At 51.5% G+C, this 17,976-nt stretch carries 17 protein-coding genes and 1 riboswitch; of the genes, 14 read left to right on the top strand and 3 right to left on the bottom strand.

Annotation, left to right across the window (positions count from 1 at the left end):
• Nucleotides 1-141 precede the first annotated feature (141 nt).
• The 8 genes from EKM99_RS06595 to EKM99_RS06630 all read left to right on the top strand — a co-directional run bounded on the left by EKM99_RS06595 (nucleotide 142) and on the right by EKM99_RS06630 (nucleotide 10,953).
• Nucleotides 142-924, top strand: coding sequence for a tyrosine-protein phosphatase (locus EKM99_RS06595; protein ID WP_125582089.1), 783 nt, complete (start codon nucleotides 142-144; stop codon nucleotides 922-924).
• A 752-nt stretch (nucleotides 925-1,676) separates the two neighbouring features.
• Nucleotides 1,677-3,053 (top strand): MFS transporter, encoded by a 1,377-nt coding sequence (locus tag EKM99_RS06600; protein ID WP_125582091.1) that lies wholly within the window; start codon nucleotides 1,677-1,679, stop codon nucleotides 3,051-3,053.
• A complete protein-coding gene (locus tag EKM99_RS06605; protein WP_125582093.1) occupies nucleotides 3,040-3,867 on the top strand; it encodes an alpha/beta hydrolase in 828 nt (275 codons plus the stop codon). The genes EKM99_RS06600 and EKM99_RS06605 overlap by 14 nt, the downstream gene beginning before the upstream one ends.
• A gap of 216 nt (nucleotides 3,868-4,083) precedes the next feature.
• Nucleotides 4,084-5,136 carry an alpha/beta hydrolase fold domain-containing protein gene (locus EKM99_RS06610; RefSeq protein WP_125582095.1) on the top strand — a complete coding sequence of 351 codons (1,053 nt, stop codon included), beginning with the start codon at nucleotides 4,084-4,086 and terminating at the stop codon, nucleotides 5,134-5,136.
• 410 nt (nucleotides 5,137-5,546) lie between these two features.
• Nucleotides 5,547-7,751, top strand: coding sequence for a glycoside hydrolase family 65 protein (locus tag EKM99_RS06615; protein WP_225419804.1), 2,205 nt, complete (start codon nucleotides 5,547-5,549; stop codon nucleotides 7,749-7,751).
• Between the two features lie 1,064 nt (nucleotides 7,752-8,815).
• Nucleotides 8,816-9,646 (top strand): histidine phosphatase family protein, encoded by an 831-nt coding sequence (locus EKM99_RS06620; RefSeq protein ID WP_225419805.1) that lies wholly within the window; start codon nucleotides 8,816-8,818, stop codon nucleotides 9,644-9,646.
• A 133-nt stretch (nucleotides 9,647-9,779) separates the two neighbouring features.
• A complete protein-coding gene (locus tag EKM99_RS06625) occupies nucleotides 9,780-10,334 on the top strand; it encodes a DUF2441 domain-containing protein (protein WP_125582099.1) in 555 nt (184 codons plus the stop codon).
• A gap of 184 nt (nucleotides 10,335-10,518) precedes the next feature.
• Entirely contained in the window at nucleotides 10,519-10,953 is a 435-nt protein-coding gene (locus tag EKM99_RS06630) for a hypothetical protein (protein WP_125582101.1), read from the top strand.
• Nucleotides 10,954-11,039: 86 nt separating this feature from the next.
• Here EKM99_RS06630 and EKM99_RS06635 read toward each other — a convergent pair whose 3' ends face one another.
• Nucleotides 11,040-11,909 carry a LysR family transcriptional regulator gene (locus EKM99_RS06635; RefSeq protein ID WP_125582103.1) on the bottom strand — a complete coding sequence of 290 codons (870 nt, stop codon included), beginning with the start codon at nucleotides 11,907-11,909 and terminating at the stop codon, nucleotides 11,040-11,042.
• Between the two features lie 101 nt (nucleotides 11,910-12,010).
• Between EKM99_RS06635 and EKM99_RS06640 the strand changes: the two genes are divergently transcribed.
• The gene (locus EKM99_RS06640; protein ID WP_125582105.1) at nucleotides 12,011-12,505 is read left to right on the top strand and encodes a GNAT family N-acetyltransferase; all 495 of its coding nucleotides are present in this window, start codon (nucleotides 12,011-12,013) and stop codon (nucleotides 12,503-12,505) included.
• Here EKM99_RS06640 and EKM99_RS06645 read toward each other — a convergent pair.
• A complete protein-coding gene (locus EKM99_RS06645; protein WP_125582107.1) occupies nucleotides 12,494-12,808 on the bottom strand; it encodes a DMT family transporter in 315 nt (104 codons plus the stop codon). The two genes, EKM99_RS06640 and EKM99_RS06645, sit on opposite strands and share 12 nt — an antisense overlap.
• A 2-nt stretch (nucleotides 12,809-12,810) precedes the next feature.
• On the bottom strand, nucleotides 12,811-13,134 hold the full coding sequence (locus EKM99_RS06650) for a DMT family transporter (protein ID WP_125582109.1): 324 nt from the start codon (nucleotides 13,132-13,134) through the stop codon (nucleotides 12,811-12,813).
• Nucleotides 13,135-13,191: 57 nt separating this feature from the next.
• Nucleotides 13,192-13,285, bottom strand: a riboswitch (guanidine-I (ykkC/yxkD leader).
• A 377-nt stretch (nucleotides 13,286-13,662) separates the two neighbouring features.
• Here EKM99_RS06650 and scrK point away from each other — a divergent pair.
• From scrK to EKM99_RS06675, 5 genes are all read left to right on the top strand, one after another.
• Nucleotides 13,663-14,538 (top strand): fructokinase ScrK, encoded by an 876-nt coding sequence (scrK, locus tag EKM99_RS06655; protein ID WP_125582111.1) that lies wholly within the window; start codon nucleotides 13,663-13,665, stop codon nucleotides 14,536-14,538.
• Between the two features lie 18 nt (nucleotides 14,539-14,556).
• Nucleotides 14,557-15,558 (top strand): zinc-dependent alcohol dehydrogenase family protein, encoded by a 1,002-nt coding sequence (locus tag EKM99_RS06660; protein ID WP_125582113.1) that lies wholly within the window; start codon nucleotides 14,557-14,559, stop codon nucleotides 15,556-15,558.
• A gap of 90 nt (nucleotides 15,559-15,648) precedes the next feature.
• Nucleotides 15,649-16,356 carry a fructose permease gene (locus tag EKM99_RS06665; RefSeq protein ID WP_225419807.1) on the top strand — a complete coding sequence of 236 codons (708 nt, stop codon included), beginning with the start codon at nucleotides 15,649-15,651 and terminating at the stop codon, nucleotides 16,354-16,356.
• Nucleotides 16,357-16,368: 12 nt separating this feature from the next.
• Complete coding sequence (locus EKM99_RS06670) at nucleotides 16,369-16,761, top strand: VOC family protein (RefSeq protein ID WP_125582117.1); 393 nt, start codon at nucleotides 16,369-16,371, stop codon at nucleotides 16,759-16,761.
• A gap of 938 nt (nucleotides 16,762-17,699) precedes the next feature.
• On the top strand, nucleotides 17,700-17,906 hold the full coding sequence (locus tag EKM99_RS06675; RefSeq protein WP_125582119.1) for a hypothetical protein: 207 nt from the start codon (nucleotides 17,700-17,702) through the stop codon (nucleotides 17,904-17,906).
• Nucleotides 17,907-17,976: the final 70 nt, after the last annotated feature.

A 17,976-nucleotide genomic window follows, 5' to 3' on the forward strand; every position in this document is an offset into this window, starting at 1 on the left:
TTGTTATAAATTTAAAAATAATGCGTTATAAATATTTAAATAACACTTCGAATGATTAATACATAAAATTTACAAGAACCTTGCGGAAACTTTACGTGGGCTTGGTAAAGTTAACTTACTCAGAAAGGGGATTACATTTATATGAAAATTCGTGCCGTTTTAGCTTCAATCAGTTGTTCTTTAATTTTGCTCGGGGTCACCGCTGCACCTGCTCAAGCAGCAACCACCCCAACGGATGCGGACTTGCAACCTGCCATTTCTAAGAAGGTCAACGCACCCATTAAGCTCGCGGGTGCTGAAAACATGCGGGACATGGGCGGTTACAAGACTAAGACCGGCCAACGCGTGAAGAAGGACCGGTTACTGCGGAGCGATTCGCTGGACAAACTGACGAAGGCTGACACGAAAAAGTTAGCTAAGAAATACCACGTGACGGAAGTCTTTGATTTACGGACCAAGTCCCAAATCACTGAAAAGCCAGACGTGAAGATTGCTGGTGCCAAGTACTTAGGGTCTTCAATCTTAGGAACGAAGTCTAACTACGACAACGATGACGAGGGCATGTACCGCGATATGGCCAACAAGCCAGCCGCTAAGAAGAGCTACCATAAATTATTGGTCGCTGCTGCCAAAAACAAGAAGGGCGCTCTCTTATTCCACTGTTCCCACGGAATGGACCGGACGGGGACTTCCGCAGCCATCCTCTACACCATCTTGGGCGTTAGCAAGCAAGACATCCAACGCGATTACTTATTATCCAACACGCAACTGAACGTGACATGGGCCAAGCCAGCACTGCTGAACTTGTTCTACAGCCAAGTGAAGGATCAATATGGTTCCATGAACAATTACATCAAGAAGGGCTTGAAGATCACACCAGCCCAAATCAAGCAAATCAAAGCTAACTACCTGACGAAGGCCTAAGCCGTACGTTACTTGAGCACAACTTAAATGACTGATTAAACAGCCGTATCCCGCTACACGTTAAGGGATACGGCTGTTTTGTGTCCGTAACTAAAGAAAGTCGTTGGTATAACCCGCCACGTGGTAGGGATATAATGTCAAAAATTTGGTTCACTCACGTCTACGTAGATAGTGACCAATTATCGTGGACAAAAGTTACCAAGTCAGCGATGGTTACATCAATTTCATGGTACAGAACAATCATAACTGGAGGAGGACAGAGATGGAGTCAGCTGTGTCGACGGTGTTAGCTGGGCACCAGCTTACAGCGTGGGACGCGTTTGGAGCCTGACGATTTTTGTCAGGCTTCAAACCGAGCCGGAGGACCGTCCCTCAGGCCGCAGGCGGTCCCCACAGCAGACGGAATCTCTGGCAGCCGCAGGTGGCAATTAACCACTAATTTTGTGGATCGGCCCCGGTAAGGCGCTGGCTTCGCCCAGCTGACTTAGACCAAATTCACTTGGTTAAAACGAATAACTAATTAAGGCCCCCAACTACTGATTCTGGACAACATCGCGTATGATAGGGTCGATAGCAATGGTTGGTTAGTCAATTCTGGCTAACTAAACGGGATAAATCGATAGGAGGTTGGAAAAGGTAAGTCGCCGGTCATAATTTAGGATTACTGCTAAGGGCCTTAACCGATATGATGTACTTGTAAGCGGTTACAGATATTAGTTGATGGCTAAATTCTTTGGGGGAGGTAAAGCATCATGAGTAAAGCGCAATTATGGAAACAGCGGTTCTTCTACGGGTCAACCGACCTGGCGGGGAACCTGATTTGGCAAATTGTTGGGTTGTATCTATTATTCTATTACACCACGGTTATGGGGATCTCGCCCGCCTTCGTGGGGACCTTGTTCTTCGTTGTCCGGATCATTGATGCCTTTGATGGCGTTGTTTATGGCTTCTTGATTGACCACACGCATTCTAAATACGGGAAGGCGCGGCCATACTTCTTATGGTTTGGGATTCCACTGGGGATTCTGACCATGCTGCTGTTCTTCAACCCGTCATTCGGGGGAAACAAGACTTTCCAGCTTGCTTGGATTTCCCTGGTTTACACGTTGTTTAGTTTAGTTTATTCCGGTGCCAACACGCCCATCACGGCGATCCTGCCAAGTTTGACCAAGGATCCTGCCGAACGGACCAACTTGGCCAGTGCCCGGATGGTAATGACCAACATTGGGACCGCTATTATCGGTGCCATTTCCTTACCGATGGTTGCGAAATTAGGTGGTAAGAACGCTGAAAAGGGCTGGATGATTTGGGGGATCTTTATTGGGATCGCCATCATCGTGCTGTTCTTGGGTGCCTTCGCCAACTTACGTGAACAAGATGATATCGTAGATGACTCCGCCGACGCGCCAGAAATTAAGGGGCACCTCTCCATTGGTGAATCCTTAAAGGGTGCCGTCAAGAACAAGCCTTGGGTCATCCTGAGTCTGAGCTTCATTCTGTTACAAACGTTCTGGGTTATCCGGATGCAGACCGCCGTCTACTATCTGACCTACGTTTACCAGCGAGCAGACCTGGTTGGGGCATTCAACGGCCTGGTTATCGTGGCCGTTATCGGGAACATTTCCATTCCATTCCTTAGTAAGTTTATGAAACACAGAAACGTTATGCTCCTGTCGATGATCACGTTTGCCATTGGTGAAGCGATTATGAGTTTCAAGAGTATTCCGTTACTGTTTGCCGGCAACGTCATCGCGCTGGTTGCCATGGGGGCAGCGTTCTCCATCTCCTTCGTGATGATTGCTGACACGGTTGAGTACGCCCGTTCCGAAATGCACATTGACGAACCCGGCATTCTCTCCTCCGTTCCCATGGTTGGGGCGAAGTTGGGCATGGGCTTCGGTGGCTTGGTTTCTGGTTGGTTGCTGACCTGGGGTGGTTTCCAAGCCACTGCCAAGATTCAAGGCGCCAAGGCGCTTACCGCCATCAGTACCAGCTTTGTCTGGTTACCAGTCATTTTGGCCTTGCTGATTCTGGTCATCCTGTTCTTCGGTTACCAGTTGGATGAAGATGAAATTGCCTCCGCTAAGGCCGCGAAGGAAGACGCAGACAAAATAAATGAAAACGCTTAATTTAACATTCGGCCAGCCGGCTTATCCGGTTGCCGTGACGTTCTACCAACCGGCCGCCATCGCTGACTTTAACCAGCCACCGCGGCGGCCGTTGGTGATTCTACTGCCAGGTGGCGGTTATCGGTTTCACAGCGACCGGGAAAATGAAATCGTGGCCGTGCAATACCTGGCCCAGGGATACGCGGTCGCCAGCGTCACCTACCAACTGATTGGCCAAAAGCCGGTCTACCCAACCGCTTTGTATCAGTTGGCAAACGTGGTCGCTGAATTTCACCGGCACGCGGAGCAGTACGAAATTGACGCGACCCACATTTTACTGGTCGGGTTCTCCGCTGGCGGGCAACTCGCGGCATTGTATACGGATCTGTGGGCGCAACTGGCCGGAACGTTGCGGTTTGCCAGCCAGGATTGTGCCGTGTGGGCGGCAACCCTGGCCTATCCGGTGATTGGGTTGCGGTTGGGCTGGCCTAACGATGCTGCCGAACAGCAGCGAATCGCCGGAACGTGGCGCTTGACCGAGGCCGACCAGCTGGTGACGGCCCAGAATCCACCGGCCTTCGTTTGGACAACGGCGACCGATGAGCTGGTACCGCCTGCCAATGCCGAATGTTACGTGCAGGCGTTACGCAAATTGGGGGTGCCGGTACGATTTCATTTGTATCCGCGCGGTCCGCACGCGTTGAGCCTGGCGCGTGACGTGACGGCGTTTGCGGCGGGTCACACCCACGATGCCATCTTTGGCCAGCAGTACATTCGGCCGGACGTTGCCGGTTGGTTTGCGGAGCAGTTGCGCTGGCTTCACCGGATCTGGTGAGTGCGGATTGAAAAAGTTTTAAAAGTCGTTAGTTACCCGTTTACACCGGTTTCATTTGGTGGTAAAACGTAGCCGAACGTTAATTTTAAGTGTCAGTGAATTAGCGCATTTACCCGGACGGACGGGGATTCGTCTGGTAAACCAGGACTGCGGAACGGGCGCTCAACGATAACTAATCGAGAGTAATGGTTATTTATTTTGAGAGGGGTAATCATCATGTTGAATGATACGACAACCAAGCAGTCTTTGGGGTACAACGACGAGTTGCAACGGCTACAGCAAATGCGGGTTACGAGCGTGGAAGACGGCGTCACCAGCTGGATCAAGGAGCGTGATCCGATCCACACGTTTGAGCCGCTAGTCTGGGAAACCGTTGCTGAAATCGAGGAGAATCCGCAGCTGCCAACTGATTTGTTTAGCCTGCGTCAGGGGACGGAAACCTCGGGCCAACGGGACTTGACCAACGTTGAGATGAAGGTGGAAATGCAACAGATTGTGTCGATGAATCGGCGGGTCCGGGTGATTCGGATTGCGCGGATGGACCATTTGACCGCGGACAAGGCGTTGATTTACTTTCACGGGGGTGCCTATTACGGCGGCACACCCGAAGATGTCCTGCTGGCACTGAAGTTCGTGGCGGAACAAGCCAACTGCGTCGTTTATAATGTGGATTACGCGTTAGCGCCGGAACAAGCCTATCCCGCGGGTATCTTGGATGGCTTGGCGGTGGTCGCGGCCATGACGCAGAGTTACCAACAGATTTCACTCGGGGGCGACTCCGCTGGGGGCTCGATTGCCTTGGCCGTCAGCCAGCTCTGCAAGTCGATGGGCATCTGCACGATTGCCAGCCACATGCTGTTCTACCCAACGCTGATTCAGGGCTCCGATTTAAATGGCCCGCTGTGGGATGACCGCAGCATTCCGGTGGTTGCAGAGCAACGAGATGCGCTGCACCGCAGTTACCAGCTGTTTGAGCAGTTGGACACGATTATGAGTGGCTATTACGTGGCAGATCAGCCGGTAGACTTAACGGCGCCACTCCTGTCACCACTGCTGGCAGATCCAGCAATGTTCAACCGGGTTACGGTCCTGGTCGGCGAGTACGATCCGTTCCGGCTCCAGGATGAGGCCTTTATCCGCAAGGTCGGGCAGGCCAACGATGACGCCAACTACTTCCGTTACGGCGGTATCAGCCACGCTTTCCTGAACTTTACTGGGAACGTGCCGGCGGTGGAGGACGCTTTGGCTACGGCAGCGCGTTTGATTTAAAGACTAAACTGGTTGTTGCGGTTGCCACCGCCTCCGGGATGGTGAAAATGGGATCGGATCGCTGTGGGCGGGCGCCTGAAGCCATAGGGCGGTCTTCAGGCTTACTTTGAGCCTCGGCTTCCCGAGTCTCAAAGGTACCAATTATCTAAGTAGCCAAAAGCGCTACTAAGATAATTCCCACGGCTTGACCCATTTTCACCATCCCTGCGGCTGACACTGGGTTTAGCTTTAAATCAGTGGCTTCGATTAAAAAGTTGTTGTCTGAAAGGTTTGCAGTGTGGGATTACCATCTAGCGCCAGGCACATAGCAATAGCATACGGCGGCGTCAGAACCTGACGCAATGAAGTACCATCTATCAACCAGTTGTACGCATAGCAGTTAATAAAGAGTAAGTATGGGGGAGATAACTTTGACATTACGTGATTATCACTTAACTTTACACGACGTGGCTGATCACCAGCCGGAATACCTGGAAACGGTGTTCTCACTGGCTAACGGCCACTTCGGCGTCCGGGCTAACGACCCGATTACCGGCAACCCCATTAGTGGGACGCTAATTAATGGATTTTATGAGACCGCTCCCATCACCTATGGGGAGGCGGGAATCGGTTACGCCACGAACCACCAAACGATTTTAAATTTACCAGACTTCCGGCACATCCACGTGGCGACGGCGTCTGGGCACGACTTCACCAACAGTGAACGGACGGCGGTTGATCTGGATTTGACCACTGGGGCGCTGATCGAACACTACACGCTGCAAACGCTGCAGGGCGAAACGATTACCATGAGTTTGAAATCAGCGATTGGCCAAACGCAAACGGAATTCTGGGCTGCTAGTTATGGCTTTACCGCGGGCAATTATGCCGGGAGTCTAGTCGTCAGCAAGGCCGTTGCGGTGCCGGCCGAGGCCGAAGCAATTGCCTCTGCTGACCCCCGGAAGACGCGGATGGCGGGCTTGCCGATTTGTGAAACCGAGTTCGTGGGGCGCAACCTCCAACGGTATCACGTGAAGACGCGGAAGACCAAGCAGGCGGTCACGATTTACATGGGGATGTTGACGGAGGGCGCCAGTCTGTTGCGGCAGACGGTCGACTTGAGTGATCACGACGCGCACAGCCTGGCTTACGAGGCCTACGTCGGTGAAATTGGTCAGCAGAATACGATCGATCCGGCCGCACCGTTTATGGCCAACTCATTTTCAGCTATCTTGGCGGACAGCCGGGACTTTTGGCAGGATGTTTGGCAACGTAGTGAGGTCACGGTTAGCGGCAATGACGAGCTGAATTTGGCGATTCACTACAACGTTTTCCAGTTGAATCAGGCAGCCGGTCGAGATGGGCGGACGAACATTGCGGCGAAGGGGCTCAGCGGGTCCGACTACGAAGGCCACTACTTCTGGGATACCGAAATGTACATGTTGCCGTACTTCATTTACACCAACCAGCAGATGGCGCGCCAACTCCTGTTGTACCGCTATCAAACGCTGCCGAAAGCCCGGCAACGTGCGCGGGCCATGGGGGTTTCGGCGGGGGCACTCTTCGCTTGGCGGACCATCAACGGTGAAGAGGCCTCGGCCTACTACCCGGCCGGCACGGCGCAGTACCACATCGACGCTGACGTGGCTTACGCGGTCGGCAAGTATTACGAAATTACCCGAGACATCGACTTCATCAAACAGTGTGGCTTTGAAATGGTTTTGGAAACGGCTCACTTCTGGGAAGCGTTCGGCTCCTGGCATCAAGAGGGTACTGAAAACCGGTTTGAATTTCACACGGTGACCGGACCCGATGAATATACCGCGCTGGTCAATAATAATTACTACACCAACCGGTTAGCGAAGCATAACTTTGAATTGGTCATCTATTTGGCCAAGGAAATTTTAAAGACTGACCCGCACGGCTTGGAGAAGTTTGGCTTGGGTTCCACCGACCTGGATGTCTTTGAAAATTTGGCGGAACACGTGTACCTGCCGTATAGCAAGGAACTCCGGATCAACGAGCAGGATGACAGCTTCTTGAGCAAGCCACGGTGGCCGGTAGAACGGTCGACGCCGGATAACTTCCCGTTGCTGCTGCACTACCACCCATTGACGATTTACCGTTACCAGGTGGCCAAGCAGGCCGATACGTTGTTGGCGGATTATCTGTTCCCGGAGGACTTATCAGAGGACCAATTGAAACGGGAATACCACTACTACGAAGGCGTGACGACCCACGATTCCTCACTGTCGCGGTCAATCTTTAGTATTTTGGCGGCACGGATGGGCGACACGGAAAAGGCTTATAAGTACTTCATGGATACGGCCCAGATGGATCTGGTCAACCTGCAAAAGAACACGGCGGACGGCCTGCATTTGGCCAACTTAGGTGGCAGCTGGTTGGCGCTGGTAGCCGGCTTCTCAGGCTTCTACGTCCAAGACGAGGTCGTCCACTTCTACAATCATTTACCAGCAGAAATTAACCGGCTAACTTACAGAATGAAGATTGCCGCGAGCGTGCTAGAAATAGACTTAACGGCAACCTCAACCAACGTAACGGTCATCAGCGGCCCCATTCCAACGTATGGGGTGAGCGTGAATGGACATTTGATTTCATTGGAGAAGGTAAGTTAGAGTGCGGAGCGGGGCGGTTAGGTCCTGAGCATTAGGGAGCAACAGAGCTTCTGTCCGACAGAGTCGGGCAGGAGTTCTGTTGCTTTCTAAGCGCAGGGACCTGCCCCGCGTAGCACGTTTCGGAGGCCGCCAGGACCGATATTGTTCCGTGTAGAACCAGTCAAACGGGCTAAAGCAAGGTAGGCATAAAGGGAAGGACCCTGGGCTTGGGTCCTTTTCTTTATGTTGTTAAGCGGAACCAGTTGCCCCGCGTAGCACGTTTCGGAGGCCGCATATTTCCGAGTTGTTCCGTGTAGAACCAATCAAACGGTCTAGAGCAAGGTAGTCAGAAGGGAAAGTTTACTGCCCGGGTTTGGGTCATTGCTGAGCCGGGGTTAAGCGCAGGGACCTGCCCCGCGTAGCACGTTTCAGAGGCTACATATTTCCGAGTTGTTCCGCGTAGAACTAATCAAACGGTCTAAAGCAAGATAGTCAGAAGGGAAAGTCGGGCAGGAGTTCTGGGGCTTTCTAAGCGCAGGGACCTGCCCCGCGTAGCGCGTTTCAGAGTCCTTGGTCTTTTTAAGCAGTAAATAGCCAAGTGGGGTGTATTTTTTCCTGTGGTTCACCACGCTGGTGATAGAAAGCATTTACCGGATCATCAAACACTTACAGAAAAATAGGCAGTAAAATAGACCAGGTCACTGCAAAATCAAGTGATCTGGTTTATTTTGGCAAAAAAGGTCAGCGCCAAATGCTGATACATCTACTCCAGCTGCCTGAATCGAAAATGTTGGGATTGATGCTAGCGGTACTTTACATGGTGGTTCTCTTCGCAAAATGCAAAAGAATACCGCTGGCAACAAGGAGGAAACATTAGGACGAGAATATTCAAATTAAGTATAATTTGGGACGAACTAACCAGGCTACTTATATATAATCGTTATTAAAAAATAATCGTTGTCTTACCAACAACTTTATGATAAGTTGTTACATGTAAGCGCTTGCTAAAACGATTAACCTCAAATGGCTAATCCGGCTATTTTAGTGACAGCGTTTAACATTTTATACATATATGGAGGAGATTCATGATGAAGTTCGGTAAGCAAGTTCTCGGCGTCTTAGCAGTTACGGTTGGGGCCGTTGCCATGGTTGGTGGCACCACGACCGCCCAAGCCAAGAAGAAAACGACGACCAAGCCAGTTACCATTTACTTAACACGTCACGGTGAAACCACGGGGAACGTGATGGGCCGAGTTCAAGGTTGGAGCGATTTTCCACTGACTAAGAACGGGACCAAAGTGGCTAACGACCTCGGTCGCGGTTTGAAGGGCAAGACGTTCAAAGCTGCCTACGCTGGGAACCTGACCCGCCAACAAGTCACCGCTAAGCATGTCCTGAGTTACTCTGGTAATAAGAAGGTCACAGTCAACGTTTCCAAGTACCTGCGTGAAGGTGGCTACGGTAGCTTTGAAGGCGACAGTATCGCTACCGACAACGCCTTGATTGCTGGCGTTTACGGCTTCAAGAACGGTGACGAAATGATGGCCAAGCAAGGTAAGAATTACTGGACGAAACTCCAAGACGCTTACTACAAGCTGGACAAGAAGAACAGCCAAGGGACGAAACTGGTCAAGGCTGACCGTGCCGAAAGCTCCAAGCAAGTTGAAACGCGGATGGCTAAGGAATTGAAGACCATCGCCAAGAACACCAAGAAACGTGGCGGTGGTAACGTGCTGGTTGTGAGTTCTGGGATGTCCATCAACGAATACCTCTCAACCATGACTAAGAAGTACAAGGGAACGCCATTGAAGAACGTTTCCGTAACCAAGTTAGTTTACAAGAACGGTAAGCTCAGCGTTTCTGGGAATATCGGTTCAATGACTTACGCTGACAAGGGCGCTAAGTTAGCTAAATAGTGAAACAAGAAGCACGTCGACGGTGGTTGGCGTGTTTTTCTTTGCAAAAAAATTTGGCTAACCGAACAGTAACTCGCCTGAATCCAGGAAGGTCGCGTATAATGGGGGTATTCTAATTGCCGAGGTGACCGTCATGCCAGTCTTCTATCATTTAATTACGCGCCAAGCCGTCCATGAACGCCAGGTTTTTGATTTCTCCAAGGGCCAAGCGAACTGGCAGGGGAAATTTTTTCTGGAACGCGGCGAGCAGTTGCCCCTGGATGCCCTGTTGAAAACGCCCCGGTTAACGCTCACGCCGGCACAGACGACCCAGCTACGGAACGACCGTGACCGCCAAAAACACGCGCTTCGTGAAACCATTTTGGAAATGGTGCGGTTGCGCGATCACCCGAATTACCCGTCGCGATTAGCGTGCTTGTACGCAGCCAGTAGCTATGATCAGGCGCTGACCTGGCGGAACCTGTTTGAAAAGGAAGGCCGTCACGTCTTGCAGCTGGTGCAGGTGGCCACGAACGGGCCCACTTTTTCAGGGGATGCCACGCTCTTGCCCGCAACGGATGGAACAGCTGTCAGCATGAAGCTGAAAGCCGCGGAACATTACTGGAACACGCCGACACCCACCCAACAGCTCAGTGAGGTTTTGCTGGGGGGCCGAGTTGTGGTGGAACGGATCGTTCGGACATTTTGATTCAGATTAGCCAGCTGGTTAGCGCAAAGTGACCGGCTTTTTTTATAACTATTTTTATCCCACTTATGGCTGATTTATTATAGAATTTATCAACAGAAAGTTATTGCAAAATGGCACCCTTTCCTTTAGAGTGGTGATAGTTAATCGTGAACAGCTTTTACGAGTTATCGAGGAGGAGAACGGGATGCAATACATAAAACACTTAATCATTGTTGGGGTTGCCATGATGGCCTGGGGAGGCCTGACATCACTGACGAGCGCCAATGCCGCAACGTGGTATCAAGGCACACCCAAAGCTTTACGGGGACTGTACCAGTCAACGGCACCGCAGAACAATTCGGCGGCAGGGTTCCCCCCAGTCATTGAAATAACGGCGAAGACCTTTTCACTGGGCGTTTCAAATAATCCGGAACAACTAGTTAAACGGGTGAAATACCGTAAATCTCATGGGGTCTACTATCTGAAGGGCCACGTGGAGCATCGGGGCTGGGTTAAGGCCCGCAATGTCCGGTTTGGTCTTAAGAAGAAAAACCACACGCTGGTCTTCGTGCATACCAAGCAGTTCCTTTATGAGCCCGGCGAGAAGTTTAAACGGACGACGCATGTGACGAGTTATTAAGCGCGTTTACGCAAAAAAAGCTTAAGTGACCGAGATACGGCCACGTTAAAGCTGATTTTGACAATCGATTAAAGGGTAACCGCCAGTTAAACTAAATCTTTCCGGTGGTCCAGGATTTCTTGCACGAAGTACTGACTGGCAATTGGCAAGCTCCGACGGTCTTTGAAGCCGAGCGCTAACTTGCGAGATAGTCCGGGAGACAGGGAGCGGATGGCGATATTGAAGTTGGTGCGCCGCAGGACCAGCTTGGGCAAGATACTTACGCCCAGGCCGGCCTCGACCATGGTCATGATCCCGTAGTCGTCGTGCAGGCGGTACTTGACCTGAGGGGCTAAATTTTCGGCTGCGAATGCGCGGAGGGGTTCGTTGAATTGGCCCTCTTCTAAGAGAATGAAGGGTTCCGGGCAAAGCGCTGACAGGGTTAGCTTTTCCTGGCGAGCGAGGGGATGGCCTGCTGGTAAAATGGCGACTAACTCATCGTCCTTCACCGGGATGGTTTGCAGACCCGTGATGGCAGCGGGTGAAGTGAACCCAAAGTCGACCACGTCTGTTTTGATCCAATTTTGAATGGAATTGTAATCACCCTGGTAAAAGACAAAGTCAATGTGTGGGTACCGTTGCTGAAAGTCTTTGATTAGGCCAGGGAGCCAGTGGCAGGTGATACTGGAGACGGTGCCGACGCGAATCACACCGGTATCGAGGCCTTTGATCTCCGTTGCCTTTTCGGTTATCTGTTGGTACTGCCGGACGGTACGTTGAATCAAGGGGTAGAGCTGTTGACCTTCGTGGGTGAGGTGAATGTCATGGCGTGAGCGATTGAGCAACGTCACACCGAATTCAGTTTCCAGCGAAGTGATCATTTGGCTAATGGCAGACTGCGTGTATCCCAACGCGGTAGCGGCCTCAGTGAAGCTGCCTAGCTCAAGGATTTTCTGAAGCGCGAGGAAACGGTTCATGACTATCAGGGCTCCTAATGGATTGATTTGAAAGATTAATTGTACTTATCGAATGCCGTTAGTATATACTAATCTCAGAAAAAATTCAGGAGGCACTACCCATGACCCTTACCATTACCCCTGCCCAGCCGCAGGATTTAACTCAGATTATGACCATCGAAAATGCCGGGTTCTCACCCGACGAGGCGGCCAGTGACGCCAGCATGGCCGAACGGATTCAGCTGATTTCGGATACCTTTTTGGTTGCCAAAGAGGGCGCCGAAGTGTTGGGTTACGTGGTCGGACCGGCATTTGACCAACGGTACTTGACCGATGCACTCTTTGATCAGTCCACGCCCAACAACGCCACGGACGCCTACCAAACCATCCTGAGCCTAGCCGTGAGCCCCGCCCACCAAAAGGAAGGCCTGGGGAGCCAACTACTGACTGCGTTGGCGCAGGTGGCCCGCCAGCAACACCGGCAGGCCATTACCTTAACCTGTCTCAAACGACTGGTGTCCTTCTACGAACGCAACAGGTACCGCAACGAGGGTGTGTCCGCCTCAGCACATGCCGGTGAGACCTGGTACAACCTGGTGTTACCGTTAGCTGATTAGTTTCAAGCCCATCGTGGCGGAGAGAATCACAATCACCCAGAGAATCTTGCGCCAATCCTTGGATTCGTGGAAGAAGAGCATCCCCGTGATGACGCCACCAGCCGCACCAATCCCGGTCCAAACGGCATAGGCGGTGCCCATTGGTAGGGTGTTTAGCGCCAGTTCCAGGCCGCCGAAGCTAAAGGTGAAGGCCAAAATCATCATGGCCCACAGCCACCATTTGCGGGCATGCAACGCCCAGTTCATGAAGGTCACACCCAGCATTTCACTGAGGCCTGCAAAGATTAAATAGAGCCACGCCATAATTAGTGGCCTCCTTTCGTGGTGACCTGTAAGCCACCGATGCCGACTAGTAACAGGGCAATCAGCCCAATCTTAGCCAGACTGACCGGTTCACCAAACGCGAGCATACCCACGCTGGTGGTCCCTAGAGTGCCCAGTCCCACGAAGACGGCGTAGGCGGTACCCGCCGGGATGTGCCGACTGGCGCGAATGAGAAAGTAAAAGCTCAAGTAGACGGCAATCCCCGTCAAAAGCCACTCCCAAGGCGTCGTGGCGTGCTTAAAGCCGACGACCCAACTGACTTCAAAGACCGCGCCTAAAAGCACGGTGATCCAATGTTTCCACATGATGAAAATCCTCCTTAAACAGAAAAAGCCTGAGAAATTCTGTCAATTGTTGACAAAATCTCCCAGGCTTTTTCCCTTCCGTGTCTGCGGCCGTAGCCCCAGGTTCTCTCTCGGACCAGACCCAATTGGCGGAACCCTAGAGAACAAAAGTATTCTGTTGGTTTGCTATGGCGCTAGTGTAGCACGTTTGGTTAGTGGGGGTCAACCGTGAATTGCCTGACGGAGGGTGGGCGCAGGCGCGGTGAAAATTACTGATGAAATCAAATGTAAGCGGATACAGAAAGCGGCTGATTGACGGCTAATTTGTGAATAAGTGACAAATTTCACGAAAAATGAAATCGATTGTATTTCAGGCAGACCGTGATTTTTCGCTATTTTCTGAAAATTCCGACTGTGAAAATCGCTTAAATTTCGCCCAGGCAGTTGCTATACTGAAAACGATTTAAAAATGGCTGTAGCAGTCAGGATAACTTAGATAAAACGGTGCCGCGGGTCACGGCCCCCGGAGTAAATATGGAGGTAGCAATTATGCAACTCGGAAGTATTGAAGCAGGGGGAACCAAGTTTGTTTGTGCAATCGGTAACGAGGATTACCAAACGAAGGACAAGGTGCGGATTCCCACCACCACCCCAGAAGAAACCTTAAGCAAAACCATCGCGTACTTTAAACAGTTTCCGGATCTAAAGTCCATTGCCATTTCCTCCTTTGGACCCATCGAACTGCGGCGCAACTCGCCGAAGTACGGCTACATCACCAACACCCCTAAGCAAGGCTGGGCCAACACGGATTTCGTTGGCCGGCTGAAGCAGGAGCTTGACGTTCCCATGTACTGGACGTCCGACGTCAACGGCTCCGCTTATGGTGAATACGTGATGTCCACGCTGTTCAACGAAAACATTAACTCGTTAGTCTACTTCACGATTGGGACCGGTGTGGGTGCCGGTGCCATCATTAACGGGAATTTCGTTGGTAGTCTGGGCCACCCTGAAATGGGGCACGTGCGGTTGAAGCGGCATCCTGATGATTTAAACTTTGCCGGGATTTGCCCGTTTCACGGGGATTGCTTAGAGGGCTTGGTCAGTGGGCCCACGTTCGACGCGCGGCTGGGGAAACCCGGCAAGGACGTGCCCTTGACCGATCACGTGTGGGACATCATGGCTTACTACGTTGCGCAAGCAGCCTTACAAGTCACCCTCATGATGCGGCCTGACAAAATCGTCTTTGGTGGCGGGGTTGTCAGCGAGGCCTTTCTGGCCATGGTGCGGAACGAATTTGCTAAGCTATTGAATGATTATGTTGATGTTGGCAAGCTCACGGATTACATCGTGATGCCCGCCGTCAAAGACAATGGTTCAGCCACGCTAGGCGACTTTGCCTTAGCTTTGAACGAATACAACAAGTGAGAGAGGGAGAAATTTATTATGAAAGCCTTAGTTTTAACTGGAACCAAGAAGATGGAGATCCAAGACCTTGCCACACCAGAGGTTAAGCCCAACGAAGTGTTGGTCAACACCGCCTACGCTGGTATCTGTGGGACTGACCGTGCCTTGTACGCTGGCCTTCCCGGTTCAGCCGACGCCGTACCACCCATCGTGTTGGGCCACGAAAACTCCGGAATCGTTGCCGCTATCGGTAGTGACGTGACTAACGTAAAAGTTGGCGACCGCGTGACCGTTGACCCCAACATCTACTGTGGGCAATGTGAATACTGCCGGACCGACCGTCCTGAACTCTGTGACAACCTGTCCGCCGTTGGGGTGACCCGCGATGGTGGTTTAGCAGAATCCTTCACCGCACCTTCATCCGTCGTCTATCCCATTCCTGACAACGTGTCCCTGAAGGCCGCTGCCACCACGGAACCCATTTCATGTGCCGTTCACGGGATGACTTTGTTAAACGTCAAGCCTTATCAAAAGGCCTTGGTCATCGGTGATGGTTTCATGGGGCAATTATTCGTCCAATTATTACAAGCTTACGGCGTTCACCAAGTTGATTTTGCCGGGATCGTCGATGAAAAATTAGCCTTCAACAAGGAAAAATTTGGCGTTGTCAACACCTTCAACACCACGCGGGACAGCATTCCAGCCGACTACGACGTTGTGATTGAAGCCGTGGGGTTACCCCAAACGCAGGAACAAGCTGTGGAAGCCACGAAGAAGGGCGCCCAAGTCTTGATGTTTGGTGTGGGTAAGCCTAACCAGACGTTCTCCATGAACACCTACGAAGTTTACCAAAAGCAATTGAAAATCCAAGGGGCATTTATCAACCCCTACGCCTTCGAAGACGGGATTGCACTCTTATCCAGCGGCCAATTGGACGTTGAATCCCTGATCAGTCACGAAGTTAGTTTGGAACAAGTGGAAGACGTCCTGAACGGAAAAGTTGCCGGTGTCAGCAAGGCTGTCGTGAAAGTTAACGACTAGTAAAGGTAAGGGATTATTGTGAAAGTTGAAGCAGCAAGCGATTTGCATACGGATGCCGACGTGACGGTCAGTAATCAGCGGACGATTTCCATGTCCAAGGCGATTGCCTACTTTGCCCTGTCGCTGGTCATCAACTCGGCCGGTAACGTGTTAACGTTGGTCACGAGCGCCAAGATTCACCCGTCCTTCTTGGGGGCGGCGTACTGGTCCGCAGCCGAAGCCAATTTGGGAACGGCCTTTCACTGGAATTTGTTTTGGGCATTCCTGATCATGGGCTTCTTAACGGCCGTGTTAAACGCCGTGTTGATTCGGCATTGGGACTGGAAGCGGATTGCTGGGAATATGATTTTTATGGTACCGTTCTCCGCGTTGATTCAAGTGTTCGAGGACTTCTTTGATGGCAAATACCCGGCGTTGTTTGCGGGACTGCCGGAAGCCCGGAGCACGGGGATGATTGTGCTCTACATCGCGCTCAACTTCTTGGGGGTGGCGTTCATTGCGGTCGCCATTTCCATCTATCAGCGGGTCAACCTGGTCTTGCATCCGGCTGATGATTTGATGCAGATTTTACGGTTCCGGTATTTCAAGGGGCAGGCGGCCAAAGCGATGTGGGCGTCTTACATTCCACCAACCATCATGGCCATTCTGGCGCTAGTCATCACCCGGCAGTTCACCAACTTTGGGGTCGGCACAATCTTTGCATTCCTGGCACAAGGTGGGATTACGGGAATCGCAGACAAGGTGATTTTTCCAAAATTGACCCACCAGGCCGTTGACGTTGGACAAAAGATTGAATAGGAGTTAATCAAAATGGCAATTCAAGATTTTATTACGGGCATTCAACACGTGGGGATTCCCACGGCAGATTTAGACAAGACCATGGCGTTCTACGAATCATTGGGGTTTGAACGTGCAGGGCTATTTCCAAACGGGGAGAACCGCTGTGCCTTCATGCGCTTCGGCAACCTGACGATTGAAACGTGGGAAGGCGATCCAACCAACCCAACGGCGGGCGCCATCAACCACATTTCACTGAACACAACCAACGTGGACCAGGCCTTCGCCGCAGCCAAAGAGCAGGGGTTAGACCTGGTCAACGAAGAGGTCCAATCAATCCCATCGTTCTGGGATAAGGGAATTCGGTTCTTTAATATCTTGGGGCCAAACCACGAGACGGTGGAGTTTTGTGAGATCTTGAGGTAGAGTGCGGAGCGGGGCGCCTAACTGGCGAGCATTAACGGCGCTAAGTGAAGGCCCCCGGGCTTGGGGGCTTTGCTTAGCGTTGTTAAGCGGAACCAGTTGCCCCGCGTAGCACGTTTCAGAGGCTGCCAGGGCCGAGGATGGTATTCGTGGAGAATAAGTCAAACGGGCTAAAGCAGTCTTAGCTGTGTTAAGCGCAGGAGTCTGGCTCTCGTAGCACGTTTCAGAGGCCGCCAGGGTCGAGGCTAGTATCCGTGGAGAACAAGCTTAACGGACTAAGCCAGTATGGAATTAATGGTAAGTCCAACCCTGGGCTTGGGGTATTACTGAACCGGGGTCAACCCGGAGTTGAGGCTAATTGCTTAACCCAGTCTAAAATCAAAGAAAACAACACTGCCTTTGGGCTGTTTTCTCAACTGGGTTAAACCAAGCCAAACCCAAAGCCAAAAGCGTTAGATTTGCACGCAAGGGGGAGCCAAAAATCTAACGTACCAACTAAAGTCGACACCACCTGTCCCCAAAACCTGCCAGGCCCAGCCAGCGCCGGACCAGAGCAAGTCCGCCGCACAAAATGGCCACCTGGCAGTCAAGTGGAACAGGTTAGCAATGATCAGCTGATTTAACATTTGTCGAACCACATCACAGCACCTCATCAATGCCAAAAGTTCCGGCCCGGAGCAGTCGCGAAGGGCCGCTAAGGTTCACGAATAATCAGCGGAATTGGGTCACCCCATGTGAGGGTGGCTCATTTTTTGATAGAAGAACAGCGTGTTCAAATGCTAGGCGGCATTGTCTAAACTAAGCTCACTGTTTTGGTGCTAAATTAGTAAAATTAGGTGACTATTTGATGGGCAAAACGAAAGCCTGTTTAGGCAGAGGTAATGGTTTGTTATCGAAGTTGCATACCGCTAGAATTAAGACATCAGAGGAGGTTCGCGAGCATGGCAAGAAAGAAATCCATCTCGGTGCTGTCGTTTCTAAAGCTATTTAGTCGACTCACCTATTTTTCAAGGAACATTGTGCACGTACAGCCGATTAAAAATCAATCAGAGAAGCAGAGCATTGATGGTGATTGGGAAAAAGTGAACGCTGATTTGGCACGAGGATTAGAGGATTACCGGCGCAGCAAAAATCACAAGTCATCCTAAAGACATACGAAAAGGGCTATCCCGGCACACAGCCAAAACAGGATAGCCCTTTGCATTTCACATACGGTAT

The organism is Levilactobacillus cerevisiae (assembly GCF_003946245.1).
GTDB classification, from domain to species: domain Bacteria; phylum Bacillota; class Bacilli; order Lactobacillales; family Lactobacillaceae; genus Levilactobacillus; species Levilactobacillus cerevisiae.